This window comes from Brevundimonas sp. EYE_349 (genome assembly GCF_023147505.1).
Lineage (GTDB): Bacteria > Pseudomonadota > Alphaproteobacteria > Caulobacterales > Caulobacteraceae > Brevundimonas.
Genome location: NZ_JAHXPB010000002.1, coordinates 131,141 through 144,333, shown reverse-complemented (window position 1 = coordinate 144,333; position 13,193 = coordinate 131,141). Strand labels below are relative to the sequence as shown.

Sequence of the window (13,193 nt, the reverse complement as noted above, 5' to 3'; positions counted from 1 at the left end):
GATCCTGTCGTGTCAGCGTGAGTTCGCGGCGCGCGCCTGGGCCCAGCCCAGCGCGGCGAGGGCTGGAAACTGCTCCGCGCGCGTCTTGGCCTGGGGCGAGACTGCATTGCCGCGCGCGACCCGCCCTCGGATGCCGTGAATGATGGCGGCGAAACGGAACAGGTTGAAGGCGATGAAATAGTCGAGGTCAGGGATGCCGTCGCGGCCGGTCGCGCGACAGTAGGCCTCGACCTGGGCCTGTTCGCTGGGAATATTCTCGGACGCCAGATCGATGTCGGCCAGGCCGCCAAGGGCGGAGGGCATCCGATAGACCATCAGGTGATAGGCGAAATCAGCCAGGGGGTGGCCGAGGGTGGACAGCTCCCAGTCGATCACGGCGGTCAGCTGCGGCGTGTCGGGTGCGAAGATCAGATTGTCGATCCTGAAGTCGCCATGGGCGATGGCGCTCTCATCGGCCGGCGCGGGTCGCGCCTTCAGCCAGTCCAATAGATGATCCATGTCGTCGTTTCGGCCGGCGTCGCCGTCCGCGAGATACTGTTGAGACCAGCGGGCGATCTGGCGGGGCACGAACCCTTCAGGTCGACCATAGCCGCCCAGTCCGATCGCTTCGGCGTCGAGGCCGTGCAGTTGAGCCAGTCCCTCGATCATGGCCTTGAACAGCATCGGGCGCTGCTGGGGCGTGGCGGCGCTGGCGCGCGCATCCCAGAAGATGCGGCCCTCGACCAGAGCCATCACATAGAAGGGCGAGCCGATGACATCGGCGTCCTCGCAGACCCCGAACACCTGTGGAACCGGAAAGCCCTGGCGGCGCAACGCGGTCAGCACCGTCGCCTCGCGCAGCACGTCGTGCGCCCCCTTCAGAAGAAGGCCCGGCGGCTTGCGGCGAAGCACGAACCGTCGTTCGCCAGCGCTTAGCCGGTAGGTAGGATTGGATTGGCCGCCGGTGAACTGCGTCAGTTTGATCGGCCCGTGAAAACCCACGATGAAGGCGGCGCACCAGTCGCTAAGGCGGCCGGTGTCGATCTCGAATCCTGCGCGAACGGGGCCCAGGCTGTCGGTCATGCGACCGGCCCCGTCAGGAAGTCGTCGTCGAAGACGACGTCCGTTCGTCCAATCCGCCGTTTCAGATTTCGCACATCCGACAGCCGCTGATCGAGCAGGACCGATTGGGCGTCCAGAAAACGAAGAATGCGGTGGTTCGCTTCAGCCGGGTCGTCGAGAACCGCGCGTATCTCCGAGATGGGCATGTCCAGGTCGCGCAGCCGAACAATGATCTGGGCGCGTCGTCGCTGCTCCGGCGAAAAGCTTCGCGTGCCGCCCCTGGATCGGTACGGCGACAGCAAGCCTTCGTCTTCGTAGTGGCGCAGGGCGCGAGCCGTCGCCCCGGTCAGGGCCGACAACTCGGCGATGGTGGCGCCGGACGCGAAGCGAACATCAGGCGCGCTGCGCCGACGACGCGGCAGGAAGGCGGGTTCGAAAGCTTGGGTCATGCTCTGTCTCAGATGGCCGTGGCGCCGCCATCCACGGCGAGGATCTGGCCCGTGATGTGCGCGCCGGCGTCGGAGGTCAGCAGCAGCGCCGCGCCCATCAGGTCGCCGGGGCCGCCTAGTCGGCCCACGGGCGTCTCGTCGATCATTTCTGCCTCGTGCCGCGACACCGTGCCGGCCGACATTCGGGAAGGAAAGAAGCCCGGCGCGATGGCGTTGACGCGGATGCCGCGTGGACCCCACTCGGCCGCCAGGGCGCGGGTCATGTTGATCACGCCGCCCTTGGCTGTGTTGTAGGCGATCGTGCCCATGCGGCTGTGGTGATGACCGCGCAGACCTTCGATGGAGGCGACATTGAGAACGACGCCACGGCCCTGCGGCAGGAAACAGGCGGATGCGGCGGCTTGCGTCAGCAGGAACAGGCCGGTCAGGCCAAGATCGATGACCTTGTTCCAGCCTTCGACCGGATAGGTTTCGGCCGGCGCGCCCCAGGCGGCGCCCGCGTTATTGACCAGGATGTCCAACCGGCCAAGGGCGCCCACCACCCGGTTGGGCAGGTCGGCGGCGGCCTTGGCGGAACTGAGGTCTGTCGGAAGGGCGACAGCGTCGACGCCGCGCTCGGCCAGCAGGGAGACGGCGCTGTCCAGTTCCTCGACATTGCGAGCGGCCAGGGCGATGCGTGCGCCATATTCTCCGAGAGCGGCGGCGATCTGCAGGCCCAGACCACGCGATCCCCCGGTGACCAGCGCCACGCGGCCGCCGAGGTCGAACATCGGCGCGGCGTACGGGATCATGACGGCCGAGATCCGACCAGGTTTTGACGGTCGCGCTCGAGGAAGGCGACGATGTCCGCCGGCGTCGTTCGCGTAACCCGCGTCGCGGGGTAGGCGTGGGCCGTGCGGGGTTTCCGGTCGAACCAGATCTCGTCCACCACCTCGGTCGGGCGGGTGGCGGCGAGCCAATCGATGGTGTCCGCGCCCTGGTCCGAGTTGCGCAGGATGGGCGCCAGTATGCTGCGGAACTTGGGCAGGGAATGTTTGACGCCGGCCGTGTCGGCCCAGCCGGGATGCACGGCATAGGTCTTGATGCCGAGGTCCCCAAAGGCCGCGCGCCAATGCTCGGTCAGAGCCAACTGGGCGCGCTTGTGGGAGGCGTAGGCCGCAAAGCCGTTGAACCGTTCCTCGGGGATGTTGAGCATCCCCTTGTTCAGGCCGACATTGTAGAGGCCGCCCGATACGACGTTGATGATGGCTCCGCCGGCCTTCAGCCGCCCAGCCGAACGAAGCTGTTCGGTGAGGACGTAATGGCCCAGAAGATTGGTCGCGTAGGAGACCTCAAGACCTTCGCTGGTCCGGGCGAAATCGCGCATCAGAAGTCCGACGTTGTTGACCACGACATCGAACGCGACCAGGCGCAGAGCGGCGCGGGTCGGCAGTCTGGATACGGCGTCGATGTAGGACAGGTCGCATTCGACCGGAATGATCCGGCCCGGCATGCCGGCGGCCGCCGCCTCCAGCGCCGCGAGGCCGGTGCGACTGCGGCCGACGGCATAGACGGTCGCACCCTTGGCGACGGCGCGTAACGCCGCAGCGCGGCCCAATCCTCCCGTGGCGCCGGTGATCAGCCAGGTCTGGCCGCCGTAGTTTGCGCGGACCGGCTGGAACGGCAGTCCCCGCGACCAGTAGCCGATGCGGGTAAAGGAAGGCGCGAAGCGACCATAGAAGCCGACGGACTTCGTCAGCGCCTTCCAGGCGGTGGGTTCGGCCATGGTGATGCTCGTTCCATCGCGCCGTTTCGACGCTTTCGTAAAGATACTAATCTGGTCGATTTCCTCTTGGCAAGTCGCTTGCGTTTCAGAACTTATCTTCATACGGTTCGGTAACGAAAGTGGAGAAGTCGATGTCCGGGCCGCCCATTCGCGTGATCCAGTGGGCGACCGGGTCGATGGGCAAGACCTGCCTGCGGGCGGTGCTGGATTCGCCGGACTTGGTGTTGGTCGGCCTGTTCGTTTACGGCGAGGACAAGGAGGGGCTGGACGCTGGGGACATCGCACGCCGTCCTTCGACCGGCGTCAGGGCCACACGCTCCATCGACGACGTTCTGGCGTTGGACGCCGACATTGTTCTGCACTGCCCGCGATTGCCGGCTCCCTACGACGCCGACGACGAGGACGTGGGGCGGTTGCTGGCGTCGGGCAAGAACGTCATCTCCATCAACAACTACTTCGAGCCCGAAGCGATGGAGACGGCCAGCGCGGTGCTGCTGAACGTCAGCGCGTTGAAGGGCGGGGCGACACTGGCGGGTTCGGGCGTCAACCCTGGTTGGGCGGCGGAGCGGATGGCGGCCAACGCGGCGAGCCTGTGCCTGTCCCACCGCCATATCCTGACACGCGAGATCATCGACTGCGCCGGCATCCCAAGCCCTGAATACGTCTTCGGGACGCTGGGCTTCGGCGCCGATCCTGCAAAGGTCGATCTGCGAGATGGGCCGCTGGCGCAGACGTTCGGGGCCATGTTCAGACAGAGCGTCGCGGGTCTCGCCTTCCGCATCGGTCTGGAACTGGACGGCTTCGAGACGGATCACGAGCTGCACCTCGCGCGCGCCCGGTTGCCGATCGCCGCCGGCACTGTCGATCAGGGCCAGGTCGCCGCCACCACATGGCGAGTGCACGGATTACGCGATGGCGTCCGCCGCATAACCCACGAAGTCAACTGGATCATGGACCGTACCGATCCGCTGTTCCACGGCAAGCCGCATTGGGAAATCATCATCGACGGGACGCCGGGTCTCAAGCTCGCGATGGATCTGGTCGATACCGCCGAGCCGGGTGTCCGCACGCGGCCCGAGCAGTTCGCTGTGGCGGCCATGGTGCTGCAGGCCATTCCGAAGGTTGTTGCAGCGCCGCCGGGACTGTTCCGATTGTGACTGCGCATCCGTCTTGCCAGCCAACATCGACCATGTAACTTTCATTTAAAGACTATAAAAACTAGGAGGACGCATTGGCCCATTCCCGAGATCCCGAAATCCAGGCGCTTCTCGACAAGAAGGCGATCGAGGAAACGCTGGTCCTGTTCCTGCGCGGCTGCGATCGGGCGGACGAGACCCTGGTGGAGCGCGCCTACTGGCCAGATGGCTGGGAGGATCACGGGGGTACCTTCAATGGGCCCGCGTCGGAGTGGGTGGCCATCGTCAAGGGCCGGCTGCCGAAAGCTGGTCTGATGAACCATCTGATGATGAACCTGATGATCGAGCTGAAGAGCCCGACCTCGGCCCTGGCCGAAGCCTACATCCTGACCGCGTCGCGCTTGAAGGTGAAAGGCGAGTGGTTCGACACCCGGACCCTGGCGCGGTGCGTGGACCAGTTGGAGAAGCGCGGCGACGAGTGGCGCATCCTGCGCCGCACCATGTGCTGGGAGTGGAACGAGGAGCACGAGATCAGCGAGACCTGGGCCCGGGGCGCGATCACGGAGGACGCCAGTCAGCTGCGGCGCGGCGCCAAGAAGCCCGACGATATCCTTTATCTGGAGGTCTGAGGCGTCGTCATGGATATCAAGGGCTGTGTGGCCATCGTCAGCGGGGCCAATCGGGGTATTGGCGAAGCCTTCGTCAGGGTTCTGATGCAGGAAGGCGCAGCGAGGGTTTACGCTGGCGCGCGCGATGCCGCCTCGGCGGCGCATCTGGAGCAAGAGTTTCCTGATCGGGTGCAGGCGATCCGTCTGGATGTGTCCGACCCGTCGACTATCGCGGCGGCGGCCGTCGCCTGCCCGGACGTGTCGGTCGTCGTCAACAACGCGGGCGCCTTCACCAACCGGCTTTTGATCGGTGCGGAGGACCTCAGCGGTGCGCGCGAGGAGATGGAGGTCAACTATTTCGGACCGGTCAACATGGCCCGCGCCTTCGCGCCGATCCTGAAAACCAATGGCGGTGGGGCGATCCTGAACGTCCTGTCGGTCGGCGGCATTCTGGCGGCCCCGAACATGGGCGGATACAGTCCGTCGAAGTTCGCCATGCGCGCGGCGGGCGCCTGTATCCGCGCCGAGCTGGCAGGGCAGGGCACGACCGTCACGTCGCTGATCGTCGGTTCGGTGGACACGCGCATGGCGGCCCATGTCGACGGCGCCAAGGCCACGCCGGAAGAGATTGCGCGCGCCGCAATGCGGGGCATCACACGTGGCACGGACGAGATCGACACCGACCGTTTCGCCATCGAAAGCCGCGCGGCGATGGCGCGCGATCCCAAGGGTCTAGAGCGTCAGATGGCCAAGATGGTCCACGCGACAAACGTCTCCACCGGCCGCTGAAAACAGAGGACAAAGCCGATGCCGCCCGTTTCGGAAATCGCGACCATATTGGCGATCAACTTCGCCTTCTGCGTTGTGTCGTTCGTCATCCTCTGGCGGATCGGTTGCGCCATCAAGGATGTCACCTTCGTCGACGCCTGGTGGGCGTTGGGACTGGCGTCGATGGCCGTGCTGACCTTCATTCAGGCGGATGCCGGCGCGGCGGATCGCAAGTTTCTGCTGCTGGCGTTGGCCGTCGCATGGGGGCTGCGGCTTGGGCTGCATATCCTGTGGCGTTGGCGGTCTCACGGCCCGGATCGTCGCTACGTCAAAATGCTGTCTCGCGCGGAAGAGAAGGGCTGGAGCTATCCCAAGGCTGCCTGGCGGCTGGTGTTCCGGCTTCAAGCGCCGATCCTTTGGGTCGTCAGCCTGCCGGTTCAACTGGGTCAGCTTTCTTCCAACCCGGCGAGTATCGGCGTCCTGGGGATGACCGGCGCCGGGCTGGCGGCGTTCGGCATTCTGTTCGAAAGCCTGGCCGATGTGCAGTTGACTCGGTTCAAGGCGAACCCGGCCAATACGGGCAAGGTCTTCGATCAAGGGCTATGGCGCTATACGCGGCATCCCAACTATTTCGGCGATCTGTGCGTCTGGTTCGGGTTGTGGCTCATCGCCGCTGAAACGGCGCTGGGCATCGCTGCGATCCTTGGGCCGCTGCTGCTGCTCGTCATGTTCGTCAAATACAGCGGCGGTCCATCGTACGAGAAGCGGCTGACCTACCAGCGGCCAGGCTATGCGGACTATATCGCGCGCACCAGTTCGCTGGTGCCGTGGCCGCCTCGGCGCGCCTGAGGCGACGACCATGCGGCGTCCCGCCCGTCCTCGCAGCCTGCTGACGCCCGGCGCGCCAATGTCGGCCCCGCGATCCATGGGCGCCCTGCTCGATCTTCAGGCCGAACGCGCGCCTGACCGCGCCGCCCTGACGTTCGAAGGCAAGACCCTGACGCGCGCCGAACTGGCGGCTCGGGTCAATCGCCGGGCAAGAGCCCTGGCCAAGCTCGGCGTGGTTGCTGGCGACTTCGTCAGTATCGCCTTGCCCAACGGTCCGGCGTTTCTTGAGCTGGCGTTCGCCGCCTGGGCGCTGGGCGCGACGCCCGCGCCGCTGGCGCATACTCTTCCCATGGTCGAGCGACAGGCCATCCTCGATCTTCTGTCGCCACGCCTCGTTGTCTCCGAGACTGCCGCGCCCTGCGGCGTCCATCGCGTCGTCGCTGCGGTCGAGACCTATGACGAGAGGGAAGACGCCACGCCGCTGCCTGAACATACGGCGCCGCATCTGAAAGCGATCGCCAGCGGCGGCAGTACGGGGCGTCCCAAGGTGATCGTGGACATGGCGCCGGCGCTGGCCGATCCCGACGTCCTGCTTCTGGGCATGATGGCGGACGACGTCATGCTGAACCCTGGGCCGCTGTATCATGCCGCTCCGTTCGGCATGACCTGCTACGCCTTGGCGTGGGGACTGCACGTGGTCCTGATGCGCCGCTTCGACGCCGAGGAGACGCTCAGGCTGATCGACACGGAGAAGGTCAGCTGGCTGTTTCAGGTGCCGACCATGATGCACCGGATATGGACCCTGCCCGATGCGGTGAAGGCGAAGTATGACGTGTCCTCCCTGGACGCCGTGGTGCACATCGCCGCCGCCTGCCCGCCCTGGCTGAAGCGATGCTGGATCGACTGGATGGGCGCCGAAGCCGTCTGGGAGATCTATACGGGAACGGAGGCCTTGGGCGGCACGATGATCGGGGGGCTCGACTGGCTGAAGAAACCGGGGTCGGTCGGTCGCGTCCTGCCGGGCTTCACCTTGAACATCCTCGATGATGCGGGCGATCCTTGTCCGACTGGAACGGTCGGGGAAATCTACTTCCTTCCGAACAGAGGTCAGGGATCGACCTATCGGTATCTGGGGGCCGACGTCCGCGCGCGCGGCGATTTCGAAACGCTGGGCGACCTGGGCCATGTCGATGAAGACGGCTATCTGTTCCTGGCCGACCGTCGGGTGGACATGATCGTGACCGGCGGGGCCAACGTCTATCCCGCCGAGGTCGAGGCGGCGATCGACGCCTTTCCCGGCGTCGAATGCAGCGTAGTGGTCGGCTTGCCCGACGCCGACCTGGGCCAGCGCGTCCATGCCATCATAGAGGCGAACACCTCGCTCGACTTGTCCGACCTGACAGCGTTTCTGGCCGAGCGGATCGCGCGCTACAAACAGCCGCGCACGTTCGAGATCACGCGCGAACGTTTGCGTGACGATGCGGGCAAGGTGAGGCGAGGCGCTCTACGCGACGCCCGGATCGGCTTGGTCGGCTGAACGATCAGACGCCCGATCAGTGGGCGGCCGGATCCTGCATCTGGAAATAATCCCGCCAGGCGACGATCTTCCCGTCACGAAACTCGATGAACCCCATATAGGGGTGAGAGATCGCAACCCCGGCCGCATTGACATAGTCCTCTCGACCCTCGGTCAGGATGACGTCCCCATTTTCCGCCCAGTTCATCAGGACCCACTCTGTTTCGCTGTGATCCCGCCAGTATTTGGTGATGAAGCGGTCGACCCATTCGACGCCGATGAGAGGGCGCGAGCCGACGTGGTAGTGGTACTCGATCGCCGGGTCGAAGAAGGCGAGGAAGGCGGCCTTGTCGCGCGCCTTCGACACCGCCATCAACGCCCTCAACTGCTCGATCGGGCGTGTCACGCCGATGCCTTGGCCGCATCCGGCTTGGCCGGGGCGTGGACCTGAGCCGTATCATAGTAGTCGCGCATGCGCGTGATCAGCCCGTCGCGGAGTTCGAAGACCTGGACGAAAGGATTGTCCATCCGCGCCCCTGTCGAACGATCCACCAGCACCTCCTTGCCTTCGACGAACAGAACGTCGCCCGCTTCGGCGGAATGCAGAATGGTCCATTCCTGCTGGTCGAAGCCCGCCTCGTAGTTCGACAGGAATTTGCGCATCTTGTCCTTGCCGACGGCCGGACGCTTTGTGGGATGCCAGTGGTATTCGATGTCGTCGGACAGGGTGGCGATGAAGCCCTCCACGTCCCGGCGCTTCCAAGCGGCCATCAGGGTTTCCACGACTTGCAAATTGCGACCCACGACATCTCTCCCTTTGTGATTTTGGAGAACGCTATGTGGTTAGGTCTTCTAATGCAAGGCGGTTAGCCGGCGCGTCGTCCCGATTTCAGCAGAACATTGTCCATCGTCAGTCGGCCTCGGCAGGCGCCGCATTCCACCGACACATCGAGGTCGGCGCCGCACTTGTGCCGGATCAGGATCGGCGGGCCTGACCGCAGCTTAAGATAGGTTTCGGCCCAGGTCAGAACCGCCAAGGCGTGCGGATAGAGATCGGCGCCCTTCTTCGTCAGGTGATATTCGTATCGGGGCGGCGTGATTTCATAAAGGCGCCGCTCCAAAATGCCGGCCATCTCCAGTGTCCTCAGCCGATCGGCCAGAATGTTGGAGGCGATGCCCAGCATTGACTGGATTTCGTCAAAGCGGTGCACGCCGAAATACTGGACGCTGACGACCAGACCCGTCCAGCGATCGCCCAGCAGATCGACCAGCTCCACGCCTTGGGAATCGTCGCCCGTACGTCGGCGATGCATGCGCTGGGTCGGCAGCTTCTCCACTCCCGCGCCCGGACCGGGTTCGAAGGTGCAGCTATGAAGCGTCAGAGGATCGCCGCAGGCGCCGCAGCGGATCTCGGGCAACATGGCCTTGCCGCAGTCGATGTGCGTGAACAGCGTGGGGGCGCGTCGTCCCGCAACGCCCCACCGCACGCCCCAACCCCACATCACCAACATGCTGTCGAACAGCCCGCGTCCTCGTGCCGTCAGGTGATAGGCCATGCGCGAGCCATTCTCGCGCTGCAGCTTCTTCTGCAGAATCTGGTGGGTTTCGAGCGCCTGAAGGCGGCTGGAGAGTGTGCTGCGCGCCCCGCCCAGGCGTTCGTGAAACTCCTCGAATCGCGTGGCGCCCAGAAACGCTTCCTGGATCACCAGCAGGCTCCATCGATCGCCCAAGGCGTTCAGGGCGCGGTTGAGGGAGCTCTTGGGGACCGAACGAGTCTTCGGGGCGACGGAGGTCATGCCTTTCCGTAGCGGCTGGCCAAGGCCTTTTTCAAGCCGACGTAAGCTTTTGTCTGCGGACCACTATGCCTGCTGCCTCTCTATCAAAGGTGGCGGACGTCACACCGTCGGCGCGCAGGCCCGTCTTCTGCACCTTGTTGGACGGCGTCTTGGGCAGGGCGGGTTCGACGCGAACATAGCGCGGCACCATGAAGTGGGTCATGCGGGGGATCAGGAATTCGATCAGCGCCTGCGGGTCGATCTCAGCGCCATCCACCGGCGCGACGGCCACCATGACCTCCTGCTCTCCGCCGGGAAGATCGACGCCATAGGCGGCGGCCTCTCGCACCAGCGGGTGCGCATCGACCTCCAGTTCGATCTCCAGCGAGGACATGTTCTCGCCTCGTCTGCGGATCGCGTCCTTCTTCCGGTCGATGAAGAAGAAGCAGCCGTCCGCGTCGCGACGCATCAGGTCGCCGGTGTGGAACCAGCCGTTTCGCCACGCATCCGCCGTCGCCTGCGGATCGCCGAGATAGCCGCGCGTCAGAACCCAAGGATTATCGGACCGGATCACCAGTTCTCCGGCTTCTCCGTGCGGCAGTTCGTTGTCGAAGGCGTCGACGATGCGGCATTCGATCCCCTCGCGCGCGCGACCGCAGCTGCGCATGACCTGATCGTTCACCGCACAGATGAGCGGCCCGGAGGCCTCGGTCATGTTGAAGCCCGATAGATAGTCGAACCCAAAACGCCTGGCCAAGGCCACCGTGTCCTCATTGATGGGCGACAGGGTCACCATGCGCAGGGGATTGTGGGCGTCGTCCTCGCGCGGCGGCTCCTTCATCAGGAAGGTCGTCAGGGCGCCGATCAGGCCGCTGCACACCGTGGATTCGGTTTTTCGGATCAGGTCCCAGAAGCGGCGCGTGTCGAAGGATTCGAACAGGGCGATCGACCCGCCACACTGAAGCGCGGCGGTGATGGCGGCGATGCCCCCGACATGAAACATCGGCAGGTTCACCAGCATCCGGTCGGACTGGACCATATAGCCATAGGTCACCACAGCCGTGGTCCATTCCTGGACATAGGAGGTGATCACCGCCTTGGAGGGCCCGGTGGTCCCCGAGGTGAAGATGATGACGGGCGTATCCCACGGCTGGGAGTCAACCTGTTCGTACTGATCGGGATCACCGATCAGAGCCGTCTCGTCCTCCACGACGACTCCCGGGGGGGCATAATCCGAGGTCGCCGGCCCGGTCAGGATGATGCGATTTACGGCGCCCAGCGACAGGCCTTTCAGCCGGTCGATCAGTTCGGGGTGCAGGATCAGAATGTTCGCGCCGGTCTTGGCGATGGCGTGTTCGAGCAACAGACCCCTAAAGCTGCTGTTGATCGGCGCCAGAGCCGCGCCGGCGTGGTTGGAGCCGAACCAGGCGCCCAGCAGGGCCGGCCCGTTCGGCGCCCAGGCGGCGACGATGTCGCCCTTACCGACGCCACGCGCCTGCAAGGCGCTGGCTGTCTCGCGCGCCCGCCGACGCGTCTGTTCCCAGGTCCATGTCTCGCCGCTCTCGAAGAGGGCGAACAGCTTGTCGGGTGTCTCTGCCGCGAAACGCTCGATCAGCCGTGACGTCACGCATTGGTCGGCGGTCGGGGGCGCGGGGTCGAACGACGGGATCGTCTGATGGTCGGGCCTGCTGCTCATTTGGAACCGCTCCAGCTTTCGGCCTCGTCCAGGCTGCGGCGGAAGGCCGGCATGGTGAGGATCAACGTCGCGCAGGCGAGGACCAAAGCGATCCCGCTGACGATCGACAGGGACAGGCCGATCTTCTGCGGCCCGCCCAGCACGGCGTCGCTGAAGGCGGCGACGATGGTGGGGCCAAGTCCCAGCGAAACCAGATTGCCGATCAGGAAATAAATGGCGGTGACCTGGGCTCTGAACTGGTTGGGCGACACGGCTTGGAGGGACGTCGCCGGCAGGCTGTTCATCACGCCGGCGAAGAAGCTGAACACGGCCAGGCTCGCCAACGCCAAAGACGCGGTGGGCATCAGGGGCGTGGCGATGGCGAAGGGTATGCAGCAGGCCATGGCCAGGATCGCGGCGCGCAAGGGCGCGTCACGCCTGCCACGCGCCGACAGCCAGTCCGACAGCCATCCGCCGACCAGGACGCCGGGCGTCGCGCCGAACAGCAGGATGGCGCCATAGGCCACCCCGACCTGAGACGGTTCCCAACCATGCACGCGGATGAAGACGGCCGGGATCCAGGCCAGGTATGAAATCCCGGCGATGCCGAACACCGAGAAGCCCAGGATCATGGCGTAGAAGGTCGAGCGACGCGCCCACAGGAACGGCAGCACCGCGGTCTGAACGCCCGTCTTCACTACGCCGTGTCGCGGCGGTTCGCGCACGACCAGAAACAGCGCCGCGATCAGCAGGCCGGGCGCGCCGACCAGCACGAAGGTCTGCTGCCACGGCGCCATCTGGCCGATGAAGGGAAGGCTCAGGTCGCCGGTCCGGGAGATCAGGTCGATCACGCCGCCGCCGATCATCAGCGCCAACCCTGCGCCGATGTATGGGCCCATGGAATAGACGGCCAAGGCGCGCGCGCGTTTCGCCGGCGGGAAATAGTCGGAAATCATCGAATAGGCCGCAGGCGACAGGGCCGCCTCGCCGATGCCTACACCCACACGGGCCGCAAACAGCGCCCAGAAACTGGTGGCGAAACCGCAGGCGACGGTCATGACGCTCCAGATCGTGATGCCGATCAGGATGATCAGACGGCGACTGCCGCGATCCGCCAGCTTGGCCAGCGGGACCCCCATCACCGTATAGAACAGGGAGAAGGCCAGGCCGGCCAGAAGACTGAACTGCGTATCGCTGATGACCAGATCGCGACGGATCGGTTCAACCAGAAGACTTAGGATCTGCCGATCGATGAAACTGCTGGTATAGGCGATCATCAAGGCGGCGACGGTAAACCAGGCCCAGGCTGGCGAAGGCCAGCTGGCATGGGCCTCGGAGGGGGATCGCGCAGGGCGCAAGGCGTCAGCAGTCATGATCGCAAACCGTCCCAATGATCTTGTGTTGAAAGGAACAAATGTCACGCGATTGGCGACGGCCAGAACGCTTATCGTCGCAGTGATGCGTCTGTCGCTCTGGAGACGGCCTTGGCCTCTTGGACGACAAGCAGACGCGCGAAGGCGCGTAATAACAAGGCATTGAGCCATTCCTCCGCTAAATTGCGCATCGTCTCGTTCAGCGGACGGGGCGTCAAAACCAGCGTTAGAAGGTAAACACAGATTTTGGTCCGATTAC

General features: G+C 64.9%; 14 protein-coding genes. 5 read left to right on the top strand and 9 right to left on the bottom strand.

Annotated elements, in window-relative coordinates; all coding sequences use genetic code 11:
• Positions 1-12: 12 nt before the first annotated feature.
• The 4 genes from KZX42_RS04410 to KZX42_RS04395 are packed head-to-tail and all read right to left on the bottom strand — an operon-like array spanning position 13 to position 3,255.
• Positions 13-1,062: a phosphotransferase family protein gene (locus KZX42_RS04410; RefSeq protein WP_248117495.1), complete on the bottom strand. Its 1,050-nt coding sequence runs from the start codon at positions 1,060-1,062 to the stop codon at positions 13-15.
• Positions 1,059-1,490 carry a MerR family transcriptional regulator gene (locus KZX42_RS04405; protein WP_248117493.1) on the bottom strand — a complete coding sequence of 144 codons (432 nt, stop codon included), beginning with the start codon at positions 1,488-1,490 and terminating at the stop codon, positions 1,059-1,061. The genes KZX42_RS04410 and KZX42_RS04405 overlap by 4 nt, the downstream gene beginning before the upstream one ends.
• An 8-nt stretch (positions 1,491-1,498) precedes the next feature.
• Positions 1,499-2,281, bottom strand: a complete 783-nt coding sequence (locus KZX42_RS04400; RefSeq protein WP_248117491.1) for an SDR family oxidoreductase — start codon at positions 2,279-2,281, stop codon at positions 1,499-1,501.
• The gene (locus tag KZX42_RS04395) at positions 2,278-3,255 is read right to left on the bottom strand and encodes an SDR family NAD(P)-dependent oxidoreductase (RefSeq protein WP_248117489.1); all 978 of its coding nucleotides are present in this window, start codon (positions 3,253-3,255) and stop codon (positions 2,278-2,280) included. The genes KZX42_RS04400 and KZX42_RS04395 overlap by 4 nt, the downstream gene beginning before the upstream one ends.
• 131 nt (positions 3,256-3,386) lie before the next feature.
• Here KZX42_RS04395 and KZX42_RS04390 point away from each other — a divergent pair, with 131 nt between their 5' ends.
• The 5 genes from KZX42_RS04390 to KZX42_RS04370 all read left to right on the top strand — a co-directional run bounded on the left by KZX42_RS04390 (position 3,387) and on the right by KZX42_RS04370 (position 8,132).
• On the top strand, positions 3,387-4,412 hold the full coding sequence (locus KZX42_RS04390) for a hypothetical protein (protein WP_248117487.1): 1,026 nt from the start codon (positions 3,387-3,389) through the stop codon (positions 4,410-4,412).
• 74 nt (positions 4,413-4,486) lie between these two features.
• Positions 4,487-5,020: a nuclear transport factor 2 family protein gene (locus KZX42_RS04385; RefSeq protein ID WP_248117485.1), complete on the top strand. Its 534-nt coding sequence runs from the start codon at positions 4,487-4,489 to the stop codon at positions 5,018-5,020.
• 9 nt (positions 5,021-5,029) lie between these two features.
• Positions 5,030-5,788, top strand: a complete 759-nt coding sequence (locus KZX42_RS04380; protein ID WP_248117483.1) for an SDR family oxidoreductase — start codon at positions 5,030-5,032, stop codon at positions 5,786-5,788.
• Positions 5,789-5,806: 18 nt separating this feature from the next.
• Entirely contained in the window at positions 5,807-6,616 is an 810-nt protein-coding gene (locus KZX42_RS04375) for a DUF1295 domain-containing protein (RefSeq protein ID WP_248117481.1), read from the top strand.
• 10 nt (positions 6,617-6,626) lie between these two features.
• The gene (locus KZX42_RS04370; protein WP_248117479.1) at positions 6,627-8,132 is read left to right on the top strand and encodes an AMP-binding protein; all 1,506 of its coding nucleotides are present in this window, start codon (positions 6,627-6,629) and stop codon (positions 8,130-8,132) included.
• 16 nt (positions 8,133-8,148) lie between these two features.
• Here KZX42_RS04370 and KZX42_RS04365 read toward each other — a convergent pair whose 3' ends face one another.
• The 5 genes from KZX42_RS04365 to KZX42_RS04345 form a co-directional block, all read right to left on the bottom strand.
• Positions 8,149-8,517, bottom strand: a complete 369-nt coding sequence (locus KZX42_RS04365) for a nuclear transport factor 2 family protein (protein ID WP_248117477.1) — start codon at positions 8,515-8,517, stop codon at positions 8,149-8,151.
• Positions 8,514-8,894 carry a nuclear transport factor 2 family protein gene (locus KZX42_RS04360; protein ID WP_313441467.1) on the bottom strand — a complete coding sequence of 127 codons (381 nt, stop codon included), beginning with the start codon at positions 8,892-8,894 and terminating at the stop codon, positions 8,514-8,516. Before KZX42_RS04360 ends, KZX42_RS04365 begins: the two co-directional genes overlap by 4 nt.
• An 83-nt stretch (positions 8,895-8,977) precedes the next feature.
• Complete coding sequence (locus tag KZX42_RS04355) at positions 8,978-9,907, bottom strand: helix-turn-helix domain-containing protein (protein WP_248117473.1); 930 nt, start codon at positions 9,905-9,907, stop codon at positions 8,978-8,980.
• 31 nt (positions 9,908-9,938) lie between these two features.
• The gene (locus KZX42_RS04350; RefSeq protein ID WP_248117471.1) at positions 9,939-11,582 is read right to left on the bottom strand and encodes an AMP-binding protein; all 1,644 of its coding nucleotides are present in this window, start codon (positions 11,580-11,582) and stop codon (positions 9,939-9,941) included.
• Positions 11,579-12,934 carry an MFS transporter gene (locus KZX42_RS04345; RefSeq protein WP_248117469.1) on the bottom strand — a complete coding sequence of 452 codons (1,356 nt, stop codon included), beginning with the start codon at positions 12,932-12,934 and terminating at the stop codon, positions 11,579-11,581. The genes KZX42_RS04350 and KZX42_RS04345 overlap by 4 nt, the downstream gene beginning before the upstream one ends.
• Positions 12,935-13,193 lie beyond the last annotated feature (259 nt).